This window comes from Methylocystis sp. (genome assembly GCF_051062815.1).
In the GTDB taxonomy this organism is placed as follows: Bacteria; Pseudomonadota; Alphaproteobacteria; order Rhizobiales; family Beijerinckiaceae; genus Methylocystis.
This window is the reverse complement of record NZ_JBPFDU010000078.1, coordinates 284,299-296,870: the sequence shown is the minus strand read 5'-3', so window position 1 is coordinate 296,870 and position 12,572 is coordinate 284,299. Positions and strand designations below refer to the sequence as shown.

The window sequence follows — 12,572 nt, the reverse complement described above, 5'->3', positions numbered from 1 at the left end:
CGCTAAAATGTGGAACAGGCGGACGCTGACAGTCTTCCGCCTGTCGTAACCTTACCGCCGCCGCTCGGCGGCAGGTCTCGCATGCCGACATCCGAAGATTTCGCCGCGATCTGGCTGACGCTGAAGCTCGCGACGATCGTCACCTTTCTGCTGCTCCTGATCGGCGCGCCGCTGGCGTGGTGGCTGGCGCGAACGGAGTCATGGCTCAAGGGACCATTAGGGGCCGTCGTGGCGCTGCCGCTGGTTCTGCCGCCGACGGTGCTGGGCTTCTACCTGCTGCTAACCATGGGCCCGCATGGACCATTGGGCAGGCTCACGGCGTTCCTGGGCGTCGCGCCCTTGCCGTTCACCTTCGCCGGCCTTGTCGTCGCGTCGCTCTTCTACTCGCTGCCCTTCGTCGTGCAGCCGATCCAGAACGCCTTCGAGGCGATGGGCGATCGTCCGCTGGAGGCCGCCGCCACACTGCGCGCCAGCCCGCTGGACGCCTTCTTCACGGTGGCGCTGCCGCTCGCCAGACCAGGTCTCGTCACGGCGGCCATCCTCGGCTTCGCGCATACGGTCGGTGAATTCGGCGTCGTTCTAATGATCGGCGGCGCCATTCCCGACAAGACTCGCGTGTTGTCGGTCCTGATCTATGACCAGGTCGAGTCGATGAACTACGAGCGCGCCCATTGGCTCGCCGGGGGCATGCTGCTGTTCAGTTTCTGCGTTCTCCTCGCGCTCTATGGGCGCCGACGGAACGGCCGCAATGGCTGACGGCGCCATCGCCGCGCGTTTCCGCCTCGCCTATCCCGGCTTCGCGCTCGACGTCGACCTCGAGCTGCCGGGACGCGGCGTCACGGCGCTTTTTGGCCCTTCCGGCTCCGGCAAGTCGACCGCCCTGCGCTGCATGGCGGGGCTGGCGCGCGCGCCCGACGGGCTTCTCAAGATCGGCGGCGACGTCTGGCAAGACGAGGCGCGTGGCGTCTTCGTGCCGACGCATCGCCGCGCGCTCGGCATGGTGTTCCAGGACGCGAGTCTGTTTTCCCATCTCACCGTCAAGGGAAACCTCGATTATGGAATGACCCGCGCGCGCGTCACGGCGGCCGAGGCGAGCCGCGACGCGCTCTGCGAAATGCTCGACATCGCCGCTCTCGCGGAACGATGGCCGGATACGCTTTCGGGCGGCGAGCGGCAGAGAGTGGCGATCGCCCGCGCCCTGCTGACGCGTCCACAACTGCTGCTCATGGATGAGCCGCTGGCGTCGCTCGACGTTGCGCGCCGTCTCGACGTGTTGCCCTATCTCGAACGGCTGCGCGACGAACTCGATATCCCGATTATCTACGTCAGCCATGCGCCGGAAGAAGTCACGCGCATCGCAGACGAGGCCGTCGTGCTCGATCGCGGTCGCGTCGTCGCGCGCGGCGCGCCGCTCGACGTGCTGCCGAGCGCGAGTCGTCTTGTCGAAGGCGGCCGTTTCGGCGTGGTTAACGCGCTCAAGACGCACGTCGTCGCCGTCGACGAAGCTTACGGCGTCACGCGGCTCGCCCATCCGGCGGGCGAGATATTGATCGCTGCGCGTCTGACGACGCAGCGCGAGGCGCGCGTCGTCATGCGCGCGACCGACGTTGCGCTTGCGACCGCCGAACCCCGCGACACCAGCGTGCGCACGATTTTGCGCGGCCGCATCGAGAAGATCGATACGACCGAGAGCGCCCTCGCCTTCGTCACGCTGACGCTCGTCGGCGGCGACCGTCTTGTCTCGGCGATCACGCGCCTCGCGCTCGACGAGTTGCGGCTGACCGTCGGCGCAGACGTATTCGCCCTGGTGAAGTCTGTCGCTCTCGATGAGCGCGGTCTATAGGCCTGCGAATTCCGCCAGCCACAACGCCATGAGCGCCCCGGCGACGGCGAGAGCGGAAGCCGCCGCGAGTCTTTGGCCCATCGCGGCGCCGCCGATCACCCAGCCCATCGCCACTTTCGACGCCGTGTTCGACAGCAGCGCCAGCAGCACCGCCCCCGCCGCCGCCCTTATGCCGATCTCGGTTGCGCCGAGCCGCGCCATGGTCAGTCCGATCGCGTCAACGTCGACGATGCCGGAAATGGCCGCGAGCGCATAGGCGCCGCCGCTTCCGGCGAAATGCGTCGCGAGCCGCGAGAGGATCATCACGCTCGCAAGGAGCGCGCCGAATTTGAGCACCGCCATCAAATCCAGCGGATTGCCGACAGAAAAGCCGCTCGATTCTGCGGGCCGCTCGCTTCGTCGCAGGAGAAAGACTCCGGCGAGCGCGAAGAGCACGCCGCCTGCAACGACCGGCGGCGCCAAACGCCACGCGAGCGTCGGATTGATAACCGCGATGACGGCGATGATTCGCGGCGCCATCATCGCATTCGCGAAGATGGCGCCCGCCGCCGAAGCGCCACTCTGCGCGGGATGTTCCCGCGCCAGCCGAGACATCGCCGCCGTCGCGGCCGTCGAGGACGCCAGCCCTCCCGCCATGCCGGCGACGGCGACGCCGCGCCGGTAGCCGACAGCTTTGACGGCGATGTAGCCGACAAAGGAAATCACGCCAATCAAAACGGTCATCAGCCACAATTCGAAAGGGTTCACCGCTTGCCACGGATCGATGGCGCGATTCGGCAAAACCGGCAGCAAGATGAAGCTCATCGCGAGCAGCGCCAGCCCGGAGCGCAGCTCGTCCCAGGTGATGCGCTTGACGAGGCCGTGCAGAAACGCCTTGAGCGCCAGGATTGCGGTCGTGGCGACCGCAGCCGCGGCCGCCGCCTGTATGTCGCCGATCACGGCGAAGGCGCCGAGCGAAAACGCAAGCGACGCCGCGACGACGGTCGTCGCGCCAAAGGTCTCGTCACGCACGTTTTCGCGGTAGCGATAGACCCCGACCAAAGCGCCGACGAAGGCGAAGGCGATCGCCAAAGCGACCACGCCGGAAGCGCCAAAAGGCTGCACGATTGCGCCCCACACGCCGCCGAGCAGTCCGGCAAGACCATGCGTGCGCAGGCCGGCGGCGCGCTCGCCTTCCGACTCGTCGCGTGACGTCCAGCCTCGCTCCAAGCCAATGAGCAGCCCGATCGCCAGCGCAATCGACAGTCTCTGAATCAGTTCGATGGCGCTTAATTCGTACATTTGTTTTTCTTTGCCGTCTTTTTCTTTGTGGCGTGACGCCAAGCCGTTTCCAGCGCGTCGCGCAGCTCCGAGACGTCGATCGCTGCGAGCAGAATCGTCGTCCATCCCTGCCGCCCCCAGGCGTTGGGGACGGGCGCAAACGCCTGCGGAGCCATCATGGATTTGAACGCCTGCTCTTCGGGCGCGAATTTCACATTCGCCGTTCGTCCGTCGGCGGCGAGAGTCGCGTAGATCCGCGCGACCTTAAAAGCAGCTCTGTCGAAATGCGGCGCTTCGCGCGTTCCCTCGAGAGACATTGCGATGCGCCGGAAATCATGGCTGCTGGCCATGTCTGCTCCATGAAAGGCCGGCGCGATGCGCGCCGCTCACGATAATATGGCGCGCGGCGGCGAGAGCGTGCGCACAACGGAGATTGGCAATAGAAGGCTCGTATGAACGCACCCCTGCCCCCATCCCGCCGCTCCCAAATCGCGCCCTTCATGGCGATGGACGTGCTGCGCGACGCGAAAGCCTTGGAGCGCGCCGGCCGCAGCATCATCCATTTGGAGCTTGGCGAACCCGGGGTCGCCGCGCCGCGCCACGTGCGCGAGGCCGCCACGGAGTCGCTGCGCCACGGCTCGATCGGCTATGGCGAGGCGCTCGGCGACGCGCCGCTGCGCGATCGCATCGCGCGCCACTATGGCGAGCGCTATGGCGTCGACGTCGCGCCCGACCGCGTCATCGTCACGACAGGCTCATCCGGCGGCTTTCTGCTCGCCTTCCTCGCGGCGTTCGACCCGGGAGCGCGCATCGCTGTCACCGCGCCTGGCTATCCGGCCTATGCGAACATCCTTTCCGCGCTCGGCCTGGAGCCGGTCCTGCTCGACGTCGGCCACGAGACGCGCTTTGCGCCCACTGCGGCGATGCTCGAAGCGGCCCATCGAGGCGGCAAGCTTCACGGCGCGCTCTTCATGAGCCCGGCCAATCCGACCGGCGCGATGATCGCGCGGGATGAATTGGCGCGGATCTGCGCCTTCTGCGACGAAGCCGAAATCGTGCTCGTCTCCGACGAGATCTATCACGGACTCGAATATGAGATGCGGGCGGAGACCGCGCTGCGCTTCTCGCAACGCGCCCTCGTCATCAATTCCTTTTCGAAATATTATGCGATGACCGGGTGGCGGCTCGGCTGGCTCGTCGCTCCGGCGGAATTGATGCGTCCGCTCGAGCGCTTGCAGCAGTCGCTGGCTATCTGCGCCCCGACCCTGTCGCAGCGGGCGGCCCTCGCCGCTTTCGACGCTGGCGACGAACTGGAGGCGAACCGCGCCGCTTATGCGCGAAACCGGGCGCTTCTGCTGGACCGGCTTCCCAAATTGGGATTGGACAATTTCGCCCCGCCCGACGGCGCTTTTTACATCTATGCCGACATCTCGCGCTTCACCGACGATTCGATCGGGTTCTGTCGGCGGATGTTGCACGAAGCCGGCGTCGCGACGACGCCCGGCCTCGATTTTGATCCGCGCCGCGGCGCAAAAACGCTGCGACTCTCTTACGCCGGGCCGGAGGCGGACGTGCGCGAGGGCGTCGTCCGCCTAGAAGCCTGGCTGCGGCCGTAAGAGCAGGTTCCGAAAAAGTTGACAGACTTTTTCGATGAGAACCTGCTCCACCATTTTGATTTTGAGCGATTCCTTATCGATCACATGATTCCATGTGATCGGGAAGCGCTCTAGCTTCCGAAAGGCGTGCGAACGCGCTGCCACCAGCCGCCCTTCTTCGGGCGGTCGGGGTCCGCTTGCGTAATGACCACTTCCGTGGGCTCGCGGGGGGCGACCGGCTGGGGAGCGGGCACGGGCGCCGGCGTCGGCGCCGCCTGAGATGGCGCGATCCGGGCGACCGGCTCGCTTGCGCGCTCTTGCTCGCTTGCGCGCTCTTGGGAGGGCGGCGCAATCTCGGCGCCGTTTACCGGCGGCGAAACCGGCAAAGGCGCCGGAAACTCCGGCGTCTGCGCGTCGCGCGGGGAGATCAGAGCACGAGCCTCCTCACCACCCTCATCGAGCGCGAAGACCGCGGAAGGGTCTTTGAATTCCTCCGGCAAGGGGGCGGATCGCCGCCAACGGCCAGGACCACGATCTGGACCGCGATCTGGACTGCGGTTGCCGCCGCGTCGGCCGCCGCGGCGGTCAGGCCGTTCCTCGGCGGGCGCCGGCGCGCCCTCAATCGCCGCCATGATCGCAAGGCCCTCATCGGACGGCTGCTCGGCGCCCGGCGCCAGGAGTTCGCCGCCCTGTGCGCCGCCGCCACGGCCTCGGCGACGGCGACGACGACGACCGCGCGACGCGTCTTCATCCGCGCCCAAGCGCGATCGTTCGCCGTTCTCGTCACGCTGTTCGCCGTTCGACTCGACGGCTTCCTCTTCCGCCTCGACGATTTCGCCAGCGATCACGTCTTCCGGCGCCTCTTCCTCAAGAGGTTCGGCGAGCACCGAATCGACGCGCAAAGGCGCGTCGCGCTGCGAAACGCGTGGCCCGGTCGCGAGTTCTCCGCGCTCGAGCGCGTGATATGTCGCGCCGGTGAGCGTGTCATCGGCGGCGACCGTGATATGGACGCCGAAGCGGCGTTCGAGTTCCTGCAGATGGGCGCGCTTCTGGTTGAGAATGTAGAGCGCCACCACCGCGCGGGTGCGCAAAGTCACGTCATGCGCGGCGCTCTTGACCAGCGCCTCCTCCAGCACGCGCAGCACATGCAGCGCAACGGAGGCGGTGGAGCGCACATGACCGGCGCCGATGCAGTGCGGACATGGCACCGTCGAGCCCTCGACGACGCCGGCGCGGATGCGCTGGCGCGACATTTCGAGCAAGCCGAAATGCGAGATGCGGCCAACCTGAATGCGGGCGCGGTCGTTTTTGAGCGCGTCCTTGAGGCGACGCTCGACAGCGCGATTGTTGCGGCTCTCCTCCATGTCGATGAAGTCGACGACGATCAGCCCGGCGAGATCGCGCAGTCGCAACTGCCGCGCGACTTCGTCCGCGGCTTCGAGATTGGTGCGAAGCGCCGTGTCCTCGATATTGTGCTCGCGCGTCGAACGTCCCGAGTTCACGTCGATCGCGACCAGCGCTTCTGTCTGGTTGATCACCAGATAGCCGCCCGATTTCAGCGTGACATGGTTAGAGAACATCGCGTCGAGCTGCGCCTCGACGCCGCTTTCGGCGAAGATCGGAAACGCCTCGCGATGCAGGCGCACGTTCTTGGCGTGGCTCGGCATCAGCATGCGCATGAAGTCTTTGGCCTCGCGATAGGCGTCTTCGCCCGAAACGACGACTTCCTCGACGTCGCGCCCATAAAGGTCGCGAATCGCCCGCTTGATGAGTGAGCCTTCTTCATAGACGAGAGTCGGCGCCGCGGAGCGCAGGGTCAATTCGCGCACGCTCTCCCACAGCCGCAGCAGATATTCGAAATCGCGCTTGACCTCCTGCTTGGTTCGCGTCGCGCCGGCGGTTCGCAGGATGACGCCCATCCCCTCCGGCACTTCGAGATCATGCACGATCTCCTTCAACCGCTTCCGGTCCGCGCCGTCAGTGATCTTGCGCGAAATGCCCCCGCCCCGCGCGGTGTTGGGCATGAGCACGGAATAACGGCCGGCGAGCGAAAGATAGGTCGTGAGCGCGGCGCCCTTGTTGCCGCGCTCTTCCTTGACGACCTGAACGAGCAGCACCTGACGCCGCTTGATGACCTCTTGAATCTTGTACTGGCGACGGGAGCGCGGCGCGCGATAGGGCGCTTCGTCCATCGCGTCCCCGCCGATGTGCTCGACGTGATCGTCCTCGTCGTCATGCTCTTCCTCGTCGTGCTCCTCAATCGGGGCGTCGACGCGGGCGTTGACCTCAACCGTTTCGTCTTCCGAATCTTCGCGGGCGCGTTCACGCGCCTCGTCGCGCTCGTCCTGTCGGCGCGCTTTCAGTTCGTGGTCAGGCTCTGGAGCCTGGAGGGCAAATTCCTCGGCCTCGCCGGTTTCGACCGAACCGAAGCCGGCGGGATCGATGGAAATCTGCTCATGCTGCGCCGTAGCGAGCCCCTGATCGCCCGCCTCGGCCTCGATGTCCGAGCTCTCCGACCGAACCTCGGCGGATTCAGGCTTCCCTGCGTCAGGCTCCTCCGCCCCGACGTCTTGACCACGCGCTTGGGTCTCGACGGCCGCTGGCCGAGCTTCAAGACGTTCTTGCGTCCCAGCCTGGGGCGCGAACTCCGGCGCGGCTTCAAACCGGTCCTCAGCCGATTCGGCAAAGGCTGTTTCGGCCTGATCCTCAATGACGACCGGCGAAGCGTCCGAATCCTCGAGGGGCTCGCTCGTCACAGCCTCGTCGGCGCTCACGCGCTTCTCAGCGCCCTCGTGTTGGCGGCGGCGCGAACGGCGCCCGCGACCATGCGGAACGCGCTCTTCCTCGTCGGCCTGCTGATGGGCGCGGCTCTCTTCGTCAAGCAGCGCCTGTCGATCGGCGACGGGGATCTGATAGTAGTCAGGGTGAATTTCCGCGAAGGCCAGAAAGCCGTGACGGTTTCCGCCATAGTCGACGAAGGCGGCCTGAAGGGACGGCTCAACCCGCGTGACCTTCGCGAGATAAATGTTGCCGCGTAGCGGTTTTTTGTCGGCAGCCTCGAAATCGAATTCCTGAACGCGGTTTCCACGTAGAACGACTACGCGGGTCTCCTCCGGGTGGGAGGCGTCGATGAGCATCTTGTTAGCCATGGGGGACTCTTCTGCGGCGTGGCGCGCAATAACGCCGACGGGGCAAGCCTGAGTCCTGGAAAGGACTCGGCGACCGCTCTTTGGCGCATCCTGACGGCGCGAACGCTTCTTGTGAGGATTAGGGAGACAGGCCTGAGGCCTGCGATACGCTTGCCGGCTTGCGAGCCGGCGGGACAAAGCGCATCGCGCCTCGTCCCCGTGAGATGACGAACGAGCCAAGAGCCCATGCTTTTAGCGAAGCTGCGCCCTGCCGCGCGGACATGCCACACGGAAGAATCGCCTGCTCTCGCGCCTATCACGGTCCTGGCCATGAGATCGTCAAAAAACCTTTCGCGCCGCCAGGTGGCGGCGACCAAACGTCACGACCTGCACGGGCGGCGTAACGGAAAGCAACTGTCCGAAATTCCGGTGGCTCGATTTGACGGCCGCATTTCGCGGCAAATATCGCGCCGCAGAATTCCGCAGCTATTCCCTTACATATCGGTCGACGTAGGCCGGCGCAAGCGCCGGCTCGGCTATTCACCGAAAAATTCGTGGAGAAAGGTCCCGGAGCTGACGGCTTTCAGATAAGCTAACGATGCGTTAACGGCGCTCCTCCAAAATCGACGATTGCCGGATCGAAACGCCACGTGACTCTAGGGACGAACATGAGGAGGACAGCTTTGCGCGCAGGGACGCCGCCACCGTTCATCGCCATGGCGGCTGCGCTCCTCGCGGTTCTGGGCGCGCTCGCGCGGCCCGCCGCGGCCGAGGAGCAGCAGAAGGAAATCTCTGCGCTGACCGCCCGCATTGAGGCGCTCCCCGATCGCTCCCGCCTCCTCTTCGATCTCACCGGCCTGCCGCCGGTGACCGCGCATCCCGTGGCGAACCCGCCGCGCATCATCGTCGATTTGCCCGAAGTGCTCTTCCGCATGGAGGCGAACGCGGGCCTGTCTCCCGGCGACAAGCTCATAAAATCATACCGTTATGGCATCTTCGCGCCGGGACGCTCGCGCGTCGTGATCAATCTCGCGGCGCCCGCCAAAATTCTCAAGGCGGACAGCGAGGCGGCGGCGGGGGGACCGCGGCTTGTCATCGAGCTCGCCCCGACCAGCGCCGGGCATTTCGCCGCGACCGTCGCCGAACAGGCGCGCCTGCAGCCCGCAGAGCCGCCGAAACTGCCAGGGACGGCGGCCAAAGCGCCAACCGACAAGCCCATGGTCGTCATCGATCCGGGCCATGGCGGCGTCGATATGGGCGCGACCTCCAAGCACGGCGAAATGGAAAAGGACGTCGTGCTCGAGTTCGCCCGCGCGCTGCGGGACAAAATCCAGGAAACCGGCCGCGCCCGCGTGCTGTTGACCCGCGACCACGACATGTTTCTCCCGCTTGCCGAGCGGGTGCGAATCGCTCGTGAAAACAATGCTTCCCTGTTTGTCTCAATTCACGCGGACACGCTCGCCGCGTCCCGGGTCGAGGGCGCCACCGTGTATACCGTCTCCGAGCGCGCCTCGGACGCCGAAGCGGCGCGGATGGCCGAGAAGGAGAATCTCGCGGATCAGGCCGCCGGACTTGAAAGCAAGGCGGACGCCGAAGAGGTCGGCGACATATTGTTCGAACTCACGCGGCGCGAGACCCGCGCCTACAGTCGCCAGTTTTCGCATTCGCTGATCTCATTCTGGAGGGAAGTCGGGGCGCTGAATAAAAATCCGAGCCGCTCGGCCGGTTTCGTTGTGCTCAAAGCCTTCGATGTTCCCTCCGTGCTGCTCGAACTCGGGTATCTCTCGAGCGAGAAGGATCTGTCCCGGCTGACGTCCCAGGACTGGCGCGAGCGCGCCGCGCAGAAAACCGCCGAAGCTGTTGACGCCTTTATCAGCGCGCGTAGCCGTGAAGCGCGGGCCCCCGCCGAAGCGCCCTCCGGCGCGACGCGCCCACAATAAAACACAAAATCACGGCACATGGAGACGCTCGCGACGCACGATCGCCCGCGCGTCGCAGCCGCCGAAGAACGAGAAACGCAGACGCGGCGTCACATACTTGCGGATAAGCGCTTCTCGCCTCGCGGCAATTCGTGACCGGCGGCGATCGCAGTCAAACGCGCCGGGAACCGGCGCCGGGAATTCGCCAAACGGTGGAATGATCCAAACGGGCGTTGTTAAAGAAAATGACCCCGGAAAGTGCGATCGCTCACTATATCTGAGCTGAACGAGTCGCTCTCGCGCGCCGGCCAGTCTCAGGCGCCCGCTGTCGCGACTCGGACTTTGGCATTGAAACAATAGCCGACGCCAGCCGCCGGCCGCTCTAAGGGTGAGATTTCATGCGAATGCTCGCAAGGTTTTTGGGCTTCGTCTTCGCGACCGCGACGATCGTCTTCCTTATCGGAGCGATCGCCGGGTCCGGGCTGATCTATTATTTTTCCAAGGATCTGCCCGACACGGCCCAGCTGCGCGACTACGAGCCGCCAGTGACGACGCGGTTGCACGCCGGCGACGGCTCGATCCTCGCCGAATATTCGCATGAACGCCGCCTGTTCCTGCCGAGCTCCGCCATTCCGCAACTGGTCAAGCAAGCGTTCATCTCCGCCGAGGACAAGAACTTCTACAACCATGTCGGCGTCGACCCGGAAGGCGTGATGCGCGCCGTGACGGTGCTCGCCCAGGGCGGCCGCCATGTGCAAGGCGCCTCGACCATCACACAGCAGGTCGCCAAGAACTTCCTCGTCGGCAACGAGCGCTCGATCGAACGCAAGATTCGCGAAGCGCTCGTCGCCTTCCGCATCGAAGCCGCCTATCCCAAGGACAAGATTCTCGAGCTTTATCTCAACGAGATCTATCTCGGCCTTGGAAACTACGGCGTCGCCGCCGCGGCGCTCAATTATTTCAACAAATCGGTCAATGAGCTCACGCTCGCAGAAGCGGCCTATCTGGCGGCGCTTCCAAAGGCGCCGAGCAATTACAATCCGTTTCAAAACCGCGAGCGCGCCATCGAACGCCGCAACTACGTCATCGATCGCCTGATCGCCGACGACCATGTCACCGCCGAAGAAGGCGCGAAGGCGAAAGCGGAGCCGCTCGGAGTCAATCCGCGCGTTCTCTCGCCCAACACTTATGTCGCCGGCTATTTCGCCGAGGAAGTGCGGCGTCAGCTGCTGGAGCAACAAAGCGAGAAGAAGCTCTACGAGGGCGGCCTTTCGGTTCGCACGACGCTCGACCCGAAGATGCAGGCCTGGACGCGAAAGGCGCTGGCCGACGGCCTGGTTCGCTTCGACGAGGCGCATGGCTTCCGCGGCGCGATGAACCACATCGACATCTCCTCCGACTGGGGCGTGACGCTCTCCGCGATTCCGGCGCTTGGCGACGTCAAGCCGTGGCGCCTCGCCGTCGTGCTCGATGCGACCGGCGACGCCGCGCGCATCGGTCTTCAGCCGGGACGCGAGAAATCCGGCGAAGTGGCGCGCGAACGCGAGACCGGCCTTCTAACGGCCGAAGGCATGCGCTGGACCGGCCGCAGTCCGCGATCAGCTCTAAGCGCCGGCGACGTGATCTACGTCGAGCCGCTCGCGGGACGCGCCGGCCAATATCGTCTGCGCCAGATCCCCGACATCTCCGGCGCGATGGTGGCCATGGATCCTCACACCGGCCGCGTCTTTTCCATGGTCGGCGGCTTTTCCTTCGACCAGTCGTCATTCAATCGCGCGACTCAGGCGTGGCGCCAGCCTGGCTCCTCGTTCAAGCCCTTCGTCTATGCGACGGCGCTCGACAATGGCTACACGCCGTCGTCGTCAATCCTCGACGAGCCGATTTCCATCCAGCAGGCGGACGGCACCTATTGGACGCCGGAGAATTTCGAAGGCGGCCACGGCACCGGCGCGCATCCGCTGCGCTACGGAATCGAGCATTCCAAGAACATGATGACGGTGCGTCTGGCGAAAGACGTCGGCATGCCGCTCATCGCCGAATACGCCAAACGCTTCGGCGTCTACGACGAGATGACGCCCTATCTCTCCATGGCGCTCGGCGCCGGCGAAACGACGCTGCTGCGCATGGTCACCGGCTATTCGATGCTGGCGAATGGCGGCAAGCGCATCAAGCCCACGCTGATCGACCGCATTCAGGATCGCTGGGGCAAGACGCTCTACCGACATGACGAGCGTCAATGCATCGGCTGCGACTCCGCCAAATGGGAGAATCAGCTCGAACCGAAGCTCATCGACAAGCGCGAACAGGTGCTCGATCCGCTCACCGCCTATCAGATCACCTCGATCATGGAGGGCGTGATCCTACGCGGCACCGGCGTCTCGATCAGATCGGTCGGCAAGCACCTCGCCGGCAAGACCGGCACGACGAACGACGCGAAAGATCTTTGGTTCGTCGGCTTCTCGCCCGATCTCGCGGTCGGCGTCTTCATCGGCTACGATCGGCCGCGCTCGCTCGGCAGCCATGCCCAGGCCGCGCAGTTCGCCGCGCCGATCTTCCGCGACTTCATGACGGTGGCTCTGAAGGACAAGCCCGATACGCCGTTCCGCGTGCCGCCGGGGATCAAGCTCATTTCCGTCGACGCGCATTCCGGGCTGCGTTCGTCGGGAGCAGGCACGATCCTCGAAGCGTTCAAGCCGGGAACGGCGCCGCCCGACTCCTATTCCGGCGGCGGCGGCCCGCGTGCGCTCGATACGCCGCATGACGTGGATCAGCAGGTCGGCAGCGGCACCGGCGGCCTCTACTAGATCGCGCACGGCGGCCGGAGACC

General features: G+C 65.4%; 8 protein-coding genes. 5 read left to right on the top strand and 3 right to left on the bottom strand.

All coding sequences use genetic code 11. The features are described 5' to 3' along the window. The first annotated feature begins 81 nt into the window (after nt 1–81). Both modB and modC read left to right on the top strand, forming a co-directional pair. The gene (gene modB, locus ACR65W_RS15960; RefSeq protein ID WP_434500128.1) at nt 82–756 is read left to right on the top strand and encodes a molybdate ABC transporter permease subunit; all 675 of its coding nucleotides are present in this window, start codon (nt 82–84) and stop codon (nt 754–756) included. Continuing rightward, on the top strand, nt 749–1,843 hold the full coding sequence (gene modC / locus ACR65W_RS15955) for a molybdenum ABC transporter ATP-binding protein (protein WP_434500127.1): 1,095 nt from the start codon (nt 749–751) through the stop codon (nt 1,841–1,843). Before modB ends, modC begins: the two co-directional genes overlap by 8 nt. Here modC and ACR65W_RS15950 read toward each other — a convergent pair. Beyond that, complete coding sequence (locus tag ACR65W_RS15950; RefSeq protein ID WP_434500126.1) at nt 1,838–3,124, bottom strand: MgtC/SapB family protein; 1,287 nt, start codon at nt 3,122–3,124, stop codon at nt 1,838–1,840. The genes modC and ACR65W_RS15950 overlap by 6 nt on opposite strands. Then, the gene (locus ACR65W_RS15945; RefSeq protein WP_434500125.1) at nt 3,112–3,453 is read right to left on the bottom strand and encodes an MmcQ/YjbR family DNA-binding protein; all 342 of its coding nucleotides are present in this window, start codon (nt 3,451–3,453) and stop codon (nt 3,112–3,114) included. Before ACR65W_RS15945 ends, ACR65W_RS15950 begins: the two co-directional genes overlap by 13 nt. Nucleotides 3,454–3,555: 102 nt before the next feature. On the opposite strand from ACR65W_RS15945, the gene ACR65W_RS15940 reads away from it, so the two are divergent. Then, nucleotides 3,556–4,719, top strand: coding sequence for a pyridoxal phosphate-dependent aminotransferase (locus tag ACR65W_RS15940; protein WP_434500124.1), 1,164 nt, complete (start codon nt 3,556–3,558; stop codon nt 4,717–4,719). A 110-nt stretch (nt 4,720–4,829) separates the two neighbouring features. Here the strand turns inward: ACR65W_RS15940 and ACR65W_RS15935 are convergent, their stop codons facing one another. Further along, nucleotides 4,830–7,847, bottom strand: coding sequence for an Rne/Rng family ribonuclease (locus ACR65W_RS15935; protein ID WP_434502799.1), 3,018 nt, complete (start codon nt 7,845–7,847; stop codon nt 4,830–4,832). A gap of 662 nt (nt 7,848–8,509) precedes the next feature. Here ACR65W_RS15935 and ACR65W_RS15930 point away from each other — a divergent pair. Both ACR65W_RS15930 and ACR65W_RS15925 read left to right on the top strand, forming a co-directional pair. Beyond that, on the top strand, nt 8,510–9,766 hold the full coding sequence (locus tag ACR65W_RS15930) for an N-acetylmuramoyl-L-alanine amidase (RefSeq protein WP_434498633.1): 1,257 nt from the start codon (nt 8,510–8,512) through the stop codon (nt 9,764–9,766). 377 nt (nt 9,767–10,143) lie between these two features. Then, nucleotides 10,144–12,549: a penicillin-binding protein 1A gene (locus ACR65W_RS15925; RefSeq protein ID WP_434498632.1), complete on the top strand. Its 2,406-nt coding sequence runs from the start codon at nt 10,144–10,146 to the stop codon at nt 12,547–12,549. Nucleotides 12,550–12,572: the final 23 nt, after the last annotated feature.